Origin of the sequence: Bacillus sp. MYb209 (assembly GCF_002975175.1) — a bacterium.
GTDB lineage: Bacteria > Bacillota > Bacilli > Bacillales > Bacillaceae_G > Bacillus_A.
Map to the genome: position 1 here is coordinate 1 of NZ_PCNZ01000052.1, position 13,711 is coordinate 13,711.

Below are 13,711 nucleotides of genomic sequence, written 5' to 3' on the forward strand. Positions count from 1 at the left end.
GCTGAAAGCGACATATCTCCATTGTTAGTTTGTTCAATTCCACTTGCAAAAGTTGCTACTGGTGAAACTACATTAGCGGTTGTAATAGTTAACAACGTCGATACAGCGAGTAGTTTATAAGGGATTTTCTTCATCATTTCATATTCCTCCTATATAGGTCTTAATTTTCAGTTCTATTCTTGTTTAAAAGCGATGTCTTTCGAAATGAATTCTGCATCTTTATGAATATCATTCCAACTTTGTTTAGCAGCTTTTAAATCATCAGGTATTAAAGAGAATTTATGTTCTTGCATAGAGTCGATATTATCAAGTAAATCTGTATAGTTGGCCCCCATTGTATTCCATTGTTTTTGAATATTTGTTAGAGACAGTATCGCTTGATCCACTGTCTGATACAGATATGCCAAAGTGTCTTTCGCGTTAGTAATCGAAATAACTGCTTGGCTAGCGAGATCAGCTTTCGTACTTAATTCTCCGATTTTTTTAGAAATTTCGTTATAAGAGTTCATATGATTAGACGCCGTGACACCAGCTGCTGTTCCTAAACCAATACCAGCTGCACCAAGAGCTGTAAGGCCACCAACAACAGCCGGTGTTGCTGTACCGCCAGTCACAACAATTACTACCACTCCTGCAATAGCTGCAATAACTAAAATGGCTGCTCCCAATCCACCACCAATTGACCATGCTAATACATCATCAAAATGTTTTTTCTGAGTAGAACGGAGTTGCTCAACTTCAGCTTGAAGTTGTGGAATTGTTGCCTGCTGACCTGCTAATATTGCCGTTAATCCACCTTTACCATCTGGGCCACCAACATTATTTTTAAAATCTGTAGAATTTTGATATAGTTTCCCTTTGAAGTCTTGTAACATCTTAATTACATCTGTAACTTCTTTTGAATTTGTATTAATTGTAGTGACTAAATCATTTATGCCCTCTTTTAGGCCTGCCTTATCTCTCTTTTGTACAGTATCTACTAATGTGTCGTAATAATTTTGAAATTGTTCATCGTAATTTACAATATTACGTGCTGTTTTTTGAATCTGCGGTTTTGCTGTATCTAGCCAATAATTCGCATTGATTCGAGACAGTTCCTGATTAAGGTGAATATTTTTGAGTAATTCTCCCCCTTCTGAACCTAAATCAATATTGGATAAATTTACATTTGGTTGCTTAATCATTGTTTTTGCATACAAATCCATTACAAGAATATGAGATCCTGTTTCAGCCAATGCTTTCTTCAGTCCTTCAGGCCCTAATGCATAATTCCCTATTTTCTGTTCTTGAGCGGTCTGTTCTTGTGCAAATGCATGAATAGTGTTACCGGTAGTAGAAGTTATAACCGTTGCCAGTGTGGCTAAAGTTAACACTTTAAATGGAAATTTCTTCATATCTATTTTCCTCCCTATTTTTCGATAGATTCTTATAACCTTCATGTTTTTATAAATTCCTAATATTAAAATTTATAAACCTGCTCTTCAAGATAACTTGTCATGTTTTTTAATCTTCTTAATGTATCTTTTTGAGACTCCTGGTTAGTAGTATCAACATTAGTAGATACATTTGTAATACTATTTTTTATTAGATTCAAATCTTCTTTATAGCGTTTCATTAGATCAAGTTCTACATCCACTTGATTTGCAAACGTATGTAAATCATTTTGCATAAGAAGAAGCATTGATTTTTGTAAATCTGCTATTGATAGTTTCGTTGTTAAATCATATAATTTTTGGTTTTGTGTTTCTAAATCATCTAAATGTGCTCGCTGTTCTGCTGTTAGTTTATTTACTTCAGCGAAGGCACCAAATGTTTTCTTAATTTTTTCAGTGTCAATAGCTTTCATCAAGTCATACTCTTGCGTTTTTGCGGCTGCAGCTGCAGCTATTTCACCCTGTTTGCTTTTCTCAATTGCTTCACGAGCTGCTTTTTTTGCCGATTCAATCTCTAAAGCAGTTTTCCCCTGATCTTTCGCTTCTTGCGCTGCTTTTGTCTCTGCTTCTAAAATAGAGTTATTAATTTCTTTTCCTTTGTTATACGCTGCCAACCCTGCTTGGGCAGCCGGTTCAATGATTTCTTTTGAAAGACTATAGACTTCTTTGAATATAACAAATCCTTGTTCATTTAAAGCTCCTGGTACTAATGCTATTTGTTGTAAATCATTTTGAATTGCTTTTTTTGTATTTAGTAATTCATTTTTTAGCTGGTCTATTTTCCCTGTTCCGTCTGAACTTAGTACATCCTGTGCTTTTGTCACATCAGTATCGAGATCTTTAAGTTTTTTATCAAGCTGTAATTTAAGGTCTGTTAATTCATTAATCTGACGTTGTACATTGTCTTGGTTCGTCATAGCCATTTCTTGAAGAACTTCAAGTCTATCCACAAAACCTTCTTTATCTTCTTTATTGTCTACAAACGCTTTTAATGTTGGATAATAGCTATTAAATTTCGTTACAAACCCTTTACTTTTTGAATTTACTAGAATTAAATGTGGATAAAGTTCTGATGACCATTCCTTCATATCTTGCTTGATTAGGGATTGATTTGTATTTAAAGCTGGGACTTCCTCAAGCTGTACATTAGGACTCATTAAAGCTTGATCAATATATGTTTGGATTAATTTAGATTGTGCACCTAATTTTCGTAAGGATGAGGAAATATCCGTATTCTCTTGTTGCGTTTCTGCCTGAACGATTGGCATTGCGAGAGTATTGATAGGAATAGTCGCCCCAGTAACTATTGATGTTATTAAAAAACCTTTAATTATTTTATTTTTCATTCCGTACACCTCTTCACTATTGTCTGTTTACAATCTTATATATACATCTTGAACGACCTAACGCTAGGCCCTTTTCTTGCACATACTTGAGGAAGGAGAATTCTTTCGGATAGAGAGTGTTAAACCCTCGTTATTATTTACTTCTTATAGAATGTAAGGACCTTACTTCCCCCTCATTTAAATACTATGTTTTACACAAGTTAACAATAAAAGTTCATCACCTATATTTAAATTAGCTGCCAAATGAATAGTATAATATTGATTTTTCTCTGGGGTTGCTGCTTGACTTACAGAAGCCCAGATAGATAAACCCATTGCTTCTACTGCTAACCCTGCCATGACTTTTTTGATGATAATTTCATAATATCTCTCCTAGTTTTGTCGCAAGGGCCCTACAAGATTACAAAAGATGAAATTATACTGTACATTGCTTATACTTTTCTTGCGGAATAAAATCAGTTTTGCTATGTAGAAACTTGAAACACTTTTTTTACAAATGTGATACTTTTGAGTTCTAAACCCTTTTAAAATTAACTGAGTATTAAGAAAATTAGTCTCGACATAATGTTACTTGCAACTTTACTAAACACCTATTAGCGTAATCTTCTCCTTTCTGTGTGGTCATACCAGTTATGTTGTTCATTAAAACATTAAATTTCCAATGCGTAAATAGCAAAATCTTGTCGAATATACTCGATAATTTATTTGTTAAGTACTAATATGAGCGAAAAATATTATACTAATATAATTAATGTTGAATTTTATCTTTGTAATTGCAATGATTACAAATTAATATATATATGGTAAATAAATAACTATTTTATTTTAACCGAGCTGGTTTGATTTTAGAAAAAATAATTATAGAATAATTTAATAGGATTACTTATACTTTTTTACCTTTATTTGGGTATGTATAATTACATAAAGTATAGATATATCAAGTAATATATGTTATTTTACTAAATTTTATGGAATAATTCCCGATATTACTATTAATAAATACTTAATTTATCATGCTCTTTAATTTACCATATTCTTCAAAAATGTCTTTATATAGTCATAAAAAACCTCTTAAATACAATTCATTCCATTCCAACCACCTCAATATTTAACGAATTTACCGAAAGAATTCTCCTTCCTCAAGCGTGTGAAGGGCGATAGCCCAACGGTAGGTGGGAGATGAATTTTGGTTTGGCATAGCCAAAAACTTTTGATAAACTAGCTATATGAAGTTCTTTGATAACTTGATATAGGAGGTTGCAGGAAGAAAATAGAGTGCGAAAACCAAGCCATTCGGTTCCTGCGTAAAATATCAACCGTACCAAGAGAGCGTCCAAGCGTTGGACATCTAGGGGTGGAACACCCCGAAGTAACGCTCAGGGAGACGAAAGGTTACTTTCGTCGTGGAACTGAGAAGCTCCCACTTCAAGCTTTGCTAAGTGGCGAGTAGTTCACCATGAAGATAATAAACTAGATTCTTATCGATCGTTATAACAAGAAGTTTTGAAACATGAAAAGGCCGCAAAGCTTTCTTGAAAAAGCGCTTTGCAGCCTTCTGGTTTTTTGTTTTGCTTAGAAAAAAATGGTTTATGTTTCCTTTCAAATTAACACCATGATATAAATATATCCATTGCCCTTTTACTTTGATATATATTTCATGGACTCTTCAAGAGCTATTTGTTTGAGGTGACGTCAGATTCGTTTGTCTAATTCAGAACCATACTGATGAATCCAACGCATAGTCGTTGTAGGAGAAATGGATAAGCCCCGTTTCTCCATTATTTTCACCAAATCACGAAAACTGAGGTTATTCCGTTAACAAAATAATATCAGGCTGATAATGCGTCTATTTAATTACATGTTCCTTTTTCAGACCAATCACGCACTCTTTGTAGAGTAATAGGTTCAGTATGTCCAAGTTTTAGAGACTACTTACACGTGCACCAGAAACAGATATTTAGCCTATATTACGGTATGTTTTTCACGATACTGTCTAGGAGTCATGTTAGTTGATTTTTTGAAAACCTTTGTAAAATAACTTTGGTCGTTAAAATTTAGCCAAGCGCAAATATCTGATAATGGATATGTAGTTAGTGTTAATAATTTTTTTGCTTCTTCCACTCGTTCCCTTTGAATATATTCACTTAATGGAATCCCCACTTCTTTTTTAAATAATTTAGATAAATAAGTAGGGGTAATATCCAAATGATTAGCGAGTTCATTGAGAGATATTCCATCGTAAACATTTTTACTAATATGATTCATACATGTAGTAACCGCATTTGAAAATTTTTGCGCATTGAATTCTTTCACCCGATCTGCAAAAGTACGTAAAGCGTCTCCTGACAATCGCCTTACAGAGTCCACGTTCTCTAGTTGTTCCATGGTTTGGATATACAAAATACTAAGAGCAAAAGCAATGTCTGGTGGGAGGTTACCTTCTATCGCATATCGAGTAGCTAAAGTAATCGCAATAATTCCAAGAATTTTTTGGTTTCTGAGTGGATCCGCTATTAAAATAGGTTCAACATCTTCTTGTGAAACTGCATACATATATTGTATTAACTTTTTTTTATTTCCTTCTTTGATTGCTGAAAAATAATCATGTACTAATGCCATGTTGTGAGTTTTAGGTTTATTTTCTCGGCGTTTTAAAATATATAAATCAGGTTTCACAATTTTATCCGGAACTTCCTCTAGCACTCTATTTTTTTCTAAAACAATACCTACATCTAACTTTTCATTGAAAATCATGTAATGTAATAAAATTCCCATATCAATTAAAGTAGTTTTTTTAATCTCAGGTAGGCTCTGATAATAGGCTAGTCTTTCTTGGATATTATTATTTGAGTTAATTTCTTTTCGAAGTTTAAAGGTTATATCATCTGAGCCCTTTGGATGTATAGTGGGACCGATTATAATAGTCCCTTTTATATAATCATGATTTGCTATATGAATTAGGACGAAATTTTCAAGATAACTGTTACATCTGAAAAGTGGCAAGTTATAGGGATCATTTTCTTGATAAATGTGACTAAGATGTTCTTCTTTCGAAGAATAAAAAGGACTACAAACATCATCAGAAGTAGAATGATATAAGATTTTTTTGTCTGTAGATAAAATATGAACAGGTACATTAAAGGCTTTATGTGCGAGATCACACAAGTGTTGTATATCGATGGGATTATTCATTACCTTCTCCTTTTAATTAGATTTAATGATAAATTTTTACATTGTTCCTTTATGGATTCATAAATTATTTTCCGTCAGGTATAACTTACGACAAATATTACTATAAAATATCAAAATAGTACAATTTACGACAAAATATTACTATATTTTTTTTATGAAAATCATATATTATTTAATTGTAATTAGCATCTAAATATCGAAGTAGATATGAAAAGTGTGAAAGATACTTTATCTGAGTGGAAAGAAATAGATCTTTTTCTTGTAATTTTCTAAACGACAGTGAAATGAGCGGAGGTCGTTTCTTAATTCTACAAGATCCAATCATAGAATCCGAGAAAACAGTGAAGAACCTACAAAATACAAATACAGAAATAAGAGATGAACTGGAGTATACGAGTTTTAACAAGAAATTCGCTTCTTGCTAGTCTTGTGAAAAATCTATCCATTGCGGATACATTGCCAGAAGGATTGGAATATGTCCCAGGCACATTACAAGTAGATGGAAAAACAGTGACAAATACAGAGTGGCATACAGTAGTATTCCATGCGAGGGCCAAGCTGGTAAAGAGATTCAAAATACAGCGAAAGTCACAGGAGATACTGTACCACTGCAAGAACCAACAGCAAAAATTCCATTTCAATCACTTGGGTAGATTGAAACTGAGAAAGTGGATACTTCTGATTCAAATGTCAAACTGAAAAATACTGTGTTCCAAATTTTAGACAAAGATGGTAAAGTGATTGGGAAATTAACAACAGATGAAAATGGTAAGGCTACTTCTGAACCACTATGCTTCGAAAAGTACACAGTGAAAGAAATTCAAACACCAAATGGATATATTTTATTTAGAGATCCAATTGAGGTAGAGGTTTCATCATCAGTTCAAAAAATAAAAGTAGAAAACACAAAAGACGAATGGAATATTCAAAATATTGACCCTATATTAAAGGTCGCAACATTAGTTTTATTTTTCCGCAAAAGTGGAAGAAATGAATAGATTTCAAAATTAATAGCAATAGCAAAGGAGACAAGACATATGAAATAGATTTTTAATATGTTGTTAATCTTTGTATTAACATTCTCTTTGCTACCTAGCTTTATTACCGCATCACATAACATATTATTAATTTTCTGATTGCAATGGTTGTTAATTAACAAAAAGCAACACCTCTAATTAAGAGGTGCTGCAATATAAATCCAAAGTAAAAGTAGACATTAGACACTTAGTGCACAGTAAATTAACTTCAAAACTATAGTTACTGCAATACCCGGATTTGTTTATTCTATAACAAAAGAAATGTCACTTAGGAATTATTGCTTTAAATCCATTTTGTATTATGCATTCTTTGTATGCCACTTTTCATTTTCAAATATATGGATATTTAAATTTTCCACTTCATTTTTTATTAATAATCAAATTACCTATAAATGAAATTGTATTATATAAAATTGGCTTAATTATAATGCACTTAAAATTATGAACGAAAATAAATAAACGTTTAACCATCCTCTTATCTCTCGTATGGGATTTATTTTCAATCAATATCTATGGTATTACCTTAACCAATAAAAAAGATTATAAAGGAATCTGAGAGTTCGATTTTTGGATTCATGATCATTTTTTGAATTCAATGTAAATAAAAGGTAAAAATAACCCGTTTTTATGTAATATTTTTTTATTCCCTCTTTAACTTAGTGTAATCTATATTGACCAGATAATTGTTCTTCAGCCATTCGAATTAAGTGTTTTGTAATTTCTCCACCTACAGAATTATTTTCACGTGCTTATATCTAAGCCAAGTGTCCCCCTAATTCACTAACCATCTCTAAACTTATCTACTCAAATACATTTAATTACAGGTGAAATTAAAATATCATTGCATTATCCAATCAGCCTATTTATTTTTAGCACAAATAAAACCTTATTTAATTATGTAAAAAACACATAATTAAATAAGGTATTGATTGTTGTAAATTCACACTAACAAATCTGCAAATGAGGTACCCACATTCTTCTTTCGTTTCATGTGCTTTTCTAAATAAATCTTTGTCGTTTGAATATTTTCATGCCCCAGCGTTTGCATTAAATGATACAAATCAGCATTTCCTTGTTCAACTGCCATGATTGCAAATGCATGACGGAATGTATGCGCCGTTACTGGATTCTCACGATACTGCAAAAACTCTAAATTTGTCTTTTTTATCATATCTGTTACCTGATTCGATAACGTTTTTGAATTATAAAAGTTCCCTCTTTGATTTACAACTAAAGGACTTTCACCTCCCCGATCCAATATAGTTTGGTATAAATGTTCCGAAATGAAAAGTTCACACTATTACTCGCAAACTCCCCCTATAGTCTTGATTACTGTTTGTTCTTTCTACTGTCATATAATGACTTCCCTACCATTATAAGAAAAATAATAAATATAGTTATATAAGGGTTATCGAAAATTAAGAAATATAATCCAACTGCAAACAAAAATATTAGAATTAAATACGCCAATTCCTACCACCCTCCCTAGTCTGGAACCCCTACATAAGCTAAAAACGACATCATAAGTATAAGCCCTAATACCATTAACGAAATACCCTCAGTAGTCCATTAAAAAATATGGCTGCTAATTTTATTTCGATCTTCTTTGCACCCAATCAGCAATATCATTTATAACATACTCAGGGATATTAGCAGGACTATAATATTCATCCGGTTTACTTAACTCCCCATCTCCTTCTGTAAAGAAGTGATTTAACTTTGGATATAGTCGATAATCAACGTTATCTCGCTCTTTTAATTGTTCTTTCCAAAGAGGAATTTCAATTTTTGATTGAACTTGATAGTCTCTTTCTCCTTGAATAATAAGAAGCGGTGTCTTTTGTTCTTTTGACATTTCTGCTGCTTTAATTTTACGGATAGAATCCCAAAATAATGGTGATCCTAAATAAAAATCTTTTGGAGGATTCTGACTAGAGAAATTGGGATCATTTAATAATTCAAATTGCGATTTGTAAAATTTATATTCTTCAGGTTTCATTGCTCCAATAGAAAAAAGATACTCAAATTGATCTAAAACAACATCTTGAATCGTACGGGCCGGTCCTCCCATCACAATTGCCCCTGCAATATTTTGATTTTGGTCTTTTTCAATCATTTTCGGAAGCATCAGTCCGCCTTGACTATGACCAAGAATAAATATTTGATTTTTATCTATCATAGGTTCATTTTGAAGAAAATGAGTCACAAGAAGAGCATCATCTGTTGTCTCTTTATCAACTGTATAAAAAGGACTCAATTGTGTTTTCAATCCATGTTCATAGGTTCGTTTATTATAGCGAAGGACAGCAATTCCTTTCGAGGCAAGACCTTCAGCTAAATCGCGAAATGGTTTTAAAGCAAACGCTGTTTCATCCTGATCTGTTGCTCCAGATCCTTGAACAAGAATAACCGCTGGGAAAGGACCCTTTCCCTTCGGAACAGACAATGTTCCTGGTAATGGAAACGCGCCACTTCCAACTACTACTTCTTTATCAACAAATGATTCAGGCTTACTATATGATGGACGCTCTGCAACAGGACTAAACGACATACTGAGTTGAAAATCATCTATTTTTCCAGATGGATCTAGTTTTATTAGTAAAGGTACAGTAAATTGTTCAAAAACTAATTTAATCTCTACATTTGTATGAACGGAATTTATCTCTTTTTGTGTAACCTCTCCAATTCCTATAAAAGAACCTGCTTGTAATTGCATAGGGAGTCCCTCCCAATAGCTCTTCAGCCATTTTTCTGATATTATTTTCTGTAATGATCGAGAAGTTAAATTAAATGCAGATTTATAATCTTCAGTATGCATATAACGGATAAATGAAAGGGTAGTAGATATAACAGGATTTTCATCGTCAATATTGTCTATTTTTTTTATATTTGTGTTTGTTTCCTTTAATGTCGATATAAATTGGTGGTTGAACGGATTATTATATATATCGGGATATAAATTTGTTTTCAATACATCCTTATTCCGTCCCTCAAACAGGCTTGAAGAACTCTCGAAATTTTTAGGTGAAATTACTTCCTCCGCATAGGAAACCGAAGGAATAGTTATCGCACAAATTGCACTGACAAGTAATAACTTATTCCCTATTCTTTTTTTCGCGCTCATATTTATTGATTCTCCTTTCAAAATTAAATTTTTTTAATACAGCATGCCTTGTACTATAAGGGAAATTAAAATTATCAAAGAGATTAATAGTCTACTTTACGATCCCCCCTAACAGATTAAAAAGCTATTATAAACAAACTTCAATAAAAAATGCCTTCTCCCTCTTTTTTTTTGACTGGATTTTTGAGTGGCATGGAAGAACCAAGCTGAATCACATGTAGCTGACCAAAGATATACAGGTAAACCAGTATCCAACAGTGAATATAAAATCTCAGTAGAAATGTTCTTTTATATTTCTTTTTTTCTTGTTATTTGACTACTAAAAAGAGAGCACTCCTCAGTGCAGTGACCCCTGTCAAGTAGACAGTAATTAAAAAGCACAACTAAGCAACCTGAGTTCTATATTTATATGGACTCAGGTTATTTAATTTCTTTTGAAATCTTTGATGATTATAAAAATGTATATATTTGCGCACGGCAAGTTTAACCTCATTCGCTTTACGGAAGGAGTATAAATGAAAACACTCTGCCTTAAAGTGACTGAAGAAGTTTTCCATACAGGCATTATCCCAACAGTTGCCTCTTCGAGACATACTTGCCTTCATCTGATATTTTTTAAGTAATTGATTATATTGACGAGATGTATACTGGGACCCTTGATCACTATGTAAGAGAATTCCCTTCACATTTCGTCTTTTCTTTGCCTTTTTAAGTGTATCTAACACAAGCTTTAAGTCGTTTCTACGACTGGTTTCATAGGCAACAATCTCATTATTATATAAATCCTTAATTGCGGATAAATACAAGCGCTGTCCGTTGAAAATCAAGTAGGTAATATCCGTTACCCATTTTTCATTCGGTCTTGAAGCGTGAAAGTCTCTATTTAGATGATTATCTGAAATCACATAAGCCTCTTTTTTGCCGTAATAAGGTCGTTTTTTCCTAATTATAGCTTTGATACCTAATTCACTCATCAATCTTTGGATGCGCTTATGATTCAAATGAAGGTTATATGTGGCTTTCAGCCACACTTGTATTCTTCTATATTCATAAATCCCTCTTAGTTTTGTATGACACTCCAATATTTTTTTCTTGAATTCAGTGTCCGCTAATTGCTTTTTAGAAGGCACTGCGTGTCGCTTTATCCATTTGTAATAGCCACTTCTGGTTACACCAGCAATGGCACATAATAGAGTAACCGTATATCCTTTTTCTAACATTTCATATATAACTTCAAACTTTCTCGCTTTGGATATAGCTGGCATGCCTCCTTTTACATTCCTAAGAGCTTTTTTAACATCTCATTCTCCGCTTCTAATCGTTTAATCTTAGCTTCTGGATTTTCGGATTTCGTTCTTGGTCTACCTAAACCTGGCCCTTTCGCTTTCCCACGTTTTTCTTCTAGCCCTTTGATACCTTCAGCTTCAAAGGGTTTCACCCAACGACTTACAACTGAGTGATGAATGCCTAATTCTTTCGCAACCGTTTTATAGCTCATGCCTTCTTTTAAGTATAAATCTACAGCTTTTTCTTAAATTCTACATCGTAAGTGACTCTAATTTTGCTCATAGAAAAAAATCCCCTCCATAGTAAACAGGTTAATGTGCTTTCTTTTTCCTGTCTACTATAAGGGGATCACATCACGGAACAATGTCCCCTATTTTAGATACTGTTAGATTATTAAGAGTTTGATGGATACCAAGAAAATTTTATATCGCTATCAAGTGGTTTACCGTGTGTTTCCTTGTTAATTAGGCTATACCATTCGTTTAATATTTGAGCCTTTGGTAATTGAGAGGCTGGGTCATCTTCCCAGATAATGTGTGAAAACCAAGCTTTTGTTTCCCATTCAAATTGTAATTCTGCAAACGAAATTGTAGGATGATCTGCTTCGATAAAGTGTTGGTTTACAGCATCTGAAACTTCCGAAGCTTGTGGTAATAACTCATTTTTAATTCTATTTTTCATTTCCTGATTTTCTATTTGATCCCAAAAATACAATTGTCCGTTTATTTGATAAAAAATATCAAATGAAGCCTCTCCCTTTTTCATATTAAGCAATAAAAAAGCACGCTCCACATTATTTCCAGCGGCTTTTACAGTATTAATAAGTAAATTTTGTGCCATTGAGACCCAATAGCTATTGGCTTCTTCTAGTGGGGATTCAACATACAATTCTTCATCTAATTCATGAATAGTGGCCTCTTTATTGTTTACTTGTTCCACCTTTTTTAAAAATCTACTGAAAAAACCCATGATTTCTCCTCCTCTTTGTGATTTCCTTGTAATATATTTTAGTAATTAGATAATATTGACAATGCAATCATATCATTTTCACATGAGTTATGAAACCAAGCTAATGAATGGAGTTTGTTCTTGTATTTCTTACATTCATTTGAGAAACTGAATGTAAGAAAGAGTTTGTTTTAAGTTGTAACGGATAGCACAGTTTCAATTTTGCAAAGATGGTGGGGAAATGGAAGAGAAAAACTTAAAAAGTAAGAAGTATTATAGAATTGCTTTTCTTGTATCAACAAGTTACATTTGGTTTTTGATTTTAGCAGCATACAGTATAGGTATTCCGCGATATATCGAGTTACTCGGGGGGATTTTTCTAATTACAGCCTTTACATTTTACTTTTCAGTACCTATTTTTTATATCGCTTTGCCTTTAGTATATATTCGTGTTGTACTTTCCTGTTTCCGTATATATACTACAGAGCGAATGTTGGCTTATTATGCACTTTCTTGTTTCGTTTTAGGGCTTGCTTTATTTGTTCCTTTAGCAATGTATCATTTGTATGAGGAGAACTACATTTTCGCGAAACAGGTTCAGGAACAACGTATTGAAGAAAAAGTAAAACATGAGGTTGAAAAAACTAATGGTCCAATAAAGATTACATATGTGACAAAGGCAAGTAGGGTGCAAGCGAATGAAGGTACAGGAAGTCCGGAATATTCCAAAATAAATATTCATTTTGAGTTAGTTAGCTGTGATGCACAAAATGAAGGAAAGAGCGGATTTTCATGCAAATCCTCTGTCGAAGCGTACTACAAAGATAAAAAGTGGCTGGTAGATTATAATTCAGAAGAAAATACAGGTGTTCTAAATCTATCTAAAGATAACCAACATGCTGTAGAATTAGAAAAGCAGTTGGCTCTTACACCAGAGGAAGAAATGAATATCCGTAATATTTCTGAATCGAAAGCGATTCAGTATATGAAAAATGAGTATAACTTTGATTTAACAATTGTTGAACAAGTCTTTGACAAGCATACGAGTTCCTATAAAAAAGAAAATAGATCATCAAATGCAATTCATGCCCTAACGATTGAAGGATATGTAAACACAGATGCTCAAAAGAATGTCACAGTTAGGGTAGAATATGATCCGATTACAAAAAAATATTGGACTCATATCATTGAAATGAGTGATGAAGCTAAAAAGTAGATAGAAAACTTTTTTACAGAGTTTGAAAATGTAATTAGGGACATGGCCAGCAATATTACTCCAATTCTTTGGGCGAGCTGGCACTTTATCAATCATTCCTACATAAGCATCAGCTATTTCACATGTTT

At 32.9% G+C, this 13,711-nt stretch carries 10 protein-coding genes and 6 pseudogenes; 4 read left to right on the forward strand and 12 right to left on the reverse strand.

The window, feature by feature from the left end; translation table 11 throughout:
- The 6 genes and pseudogenes from CQZ94_RS28710 to CQZ94_RS28735 all read right to left on the reverse strand — a co-directional run.
- Positions 1 to 137 (reverse strand): annotated as a pseudogene (locus CQZ94_RS28710) (hemolysin); the annotation flags it as partial.
- A 36-nt stretch (positions 138 to 173) separates the two neighbouring features.
- Positions 174 to 1,394 carry a hemolytic enterotoxin HBL lytic component L1 gene (gene hblD, locus CQZ94_RS28715; protein WP_105588176.1) on the reverse strand — a complete coding sequence of 407 codons (1,221 nt, stop codon included), beginning with the start codon at positions 1,392 to 1,394 and terminating at the stop codon, positions 174 to 176.
- A 65-nt stretch (positions 1,395 to 1,459) separates the two neighbouring features.
- Positions 1,460 to 2,779, reverse strand: a complete 1,320-nt coding sequence (hblC, locus tag CQZ94_RS28720) for a hemolysin BL lytic component L2 (RefSeq protein ID WP_105588177.1) — start codon at positions 2,777 to 2,779, stop codon at positions 1,460 to 1,462.
- 177 nt (positions 2,780 to 2,956) lie between these two features.
- Positions 2,957 to 3,094 carry a hypothetical protein gene (locus tag CQZ94_RS31425; protein WP_181149568.1) on the reverse strand — a complete coding sequence of 46 codons (138 nt, stop codon included), beginning with the start codon at positions 3,092 to 3,094 and terminating at the stop codon, positions 2,957 to 2,959.
- Positions 3,095 to 4,244: 1,150 nt separating this feature from the next.
- Positions 4,245 to 4,607, reverse strand: a pseudogene (locus tag CQZ94_RS28730) (DDE-type integrase/transposase/recombinase); the annotation flags it as partial.
- Between the two features lie 134 nt (positions 4,608 to 4,741).
- Positions 4,742 to 5,971 (reverse strand): helix-turn-helix domain-containing protein, encoded by a 1,230-nt coding sequence (locus tag CQZ94_RS28735; RefSeq protein WP_105588178.1) that lies wholly within the window; start codon positions 5,969 to 5,971, stop codon positions 4,742 to 4,744.
- A 378-nt stretch (positions 5,972 to 6,349) separates the two neighbouring features.
- Between CQZ94_RS28735 and CQZ94_RS32095 the strand changes: the two are divergent.
- From CQZ94_RS32095 to CQZ94_RS31430, 3 genes and pseudogenes are all read left to right on the forward strand, one after another.
- Positions 6,350 to 6,442 (forward strand): annotated as a pseudogene (locus tag CQZ94_RS32095) (hypothetical protein); the annotation flags it as partial.
- A gap of 53 nt (positions 6,443 to 6,495) precedes the next feature.
- On the forward strand, positions 6,496 to 6,624 hold the full coding sequence (locus CQZ94_RS32100) for a hypothetical protein (RefSeq protein WP_258166080.1): 129 nt from the start codon (positions 6,496 to 6,498) through the stop codon (positions 6,622 to 6,624).
- A gap of 15 nt (positions 6,625 to 6,639) precedes the next feature.
- A complete protein-coding gene (locus CQZ94_RS31430) occupies positions 6,640 to 6,969 on the forward strand; it encodes a prealbumin-like fold domain-containing protein (RefSeq protein WP_258166079.1) in 330 nt (109 codons plus the stop codon).
- Positions 6,970 to 7,664: 695 nt separating this feature from the next.
- Here CQZ94_RS31430 and CQZ94_RS28750 read toward each other — a convergent pair.
- From CQZ94_RS28750 to CQZ94_RS28775, 6 genes and pseudogenes are all read right to left on the reverse strand, one after another.
- Positions 7,665 to 7,757 (reverse strand): annotated as a pseudogene (locus CQZ94_RS28750) (small, acid-soluble spore protein, alpha/beta type); the annotation flags it as partial.
- A gap of 191 nt (positions 7,758 to 7,948) precedes the next feature.
- A pseudogene (locus tag CQZ94_RS28755) lies at positions 7,949 to 8,302 on the reverse strand (tyrosine-type recombinase/integrase); the annotation flags it as partial.
- 297 nt (positions 8,303 to 8,599) lie between these two features.
- Entirely contained in the window at positions 8,600 to 10,132 is a 1,533-nt protein-coding gene (locus CQZ94_RS28760) for an alpha/beta hydrolase (protein WP_105588179.1), read from the reverse strand.
- A 383-nt stretch (positions 10,133 to 10,515) separates the two neighbouring features.
- Entirely contained in the window at positions 10,516 to 11,397 is an 882-nt protein-coding gene (locus CQZ94_RS28765) for an IS3 family transposase (RefSeq protein ID WP_105588180.1), read from the reverse strand.
- A gap of 8 nt (positions 11,398 to 11,405) precedes the next feature.
- Positions 11,406 to 11,701 (reverse strand): annotated as a pseudogene (locus tag CQZ94_RS28770) (transposase).
- Between the two features lie 111 nt (positions 11,702 to 11,812).
- Positions 11,813 to 12,388 (reverse strand): hypothetical protein, encoded by a 576-nt coding sequence (locus CQZ94_RS28775; RefSeq protein WP_105588181.1) that lies wholly within the window; start codon positions 12,386 to 12,388, stop codon positions 11,813 to 11,815.
- A gap of 220 nt (positions 12,389 to 12,608) precedes the next feature.
- Between CQZ94_RS28775 and CQZ94_RS28780 the strand changes: the two genes are divergently transcribed.
- The gene (locus tag CQZ94_RS28780; protein ID WP_105588182.1) at positions 12,609 to 13,583 is read left to right on the forward strand and encodes a hypothetical protein; all 975 of its coding nucleotides are present in this window, start codon (positions 12,609 to 12,611) and stop codon (positions 13,581 to 13,583) included.
- Positions 13,584 to 13,711: the final 128 nt, after the last annotated feature.

Bases quoted from the DNA above. Each gene is read 5' to 3' on its own strand.
- hblD (WP_105588176.1), bottom strand. From the start codon at position 1,394: ATGAAGAAATTTCCATTTAAAGTGTTAACTTTAGCCACACTGGCAACG.
- hblC (WP_105588177.1), bottom strand. From the start codon at position 2,779: ATGAAAAATAAAATAATTAAAGGTTTTTTAATAACATCAATAGTTACT.
- CQZ94_RS31425 (WP_181149568.1), bottom strand. From the start codon at position 3,094: ATGGGTTTATCTATCTGGGCTTCTGTAAGTCAAGCAGCAACCCCAGAG.
- CQZ94_RS28735 (WP_105588178.1), bottom strand. From the start codon at position 5,971: ATGAATAATCCCATCGATATACAACACTTGTGTGATCTCGCACATAAA.
- CQZ94_RS28760 (WP_105588179.1), bottom strand. From the start codon at position 10,132: ATGAGCGCGAAAAAAAGAATAGGGAATAAGTTATTACTTGTCAGTGCA.
- CQZ94_RS28765 (WP_105588180.1), bottom strand. From the start codon at position 11,397: ATGCCAGCTATATCCAAAGCGAGAAAGTTTGAAGTTATATATGAAATG.
- CQZ94_RS28775 (WP_105588181.1), bottom strand. From the start codon at position 12,388: ATGGGTTTTTTCAGTAGATTTTTAAAAAAGGTGGAACAAGTAAACAAT.
- CQZ94_RS28780 (WP_105588182.1), top strand. From the start codon at position 12,609: ATGGAAGAGAAAAACTTAAAAAGTAAGAAGTATTATAGAATTGCTTTT.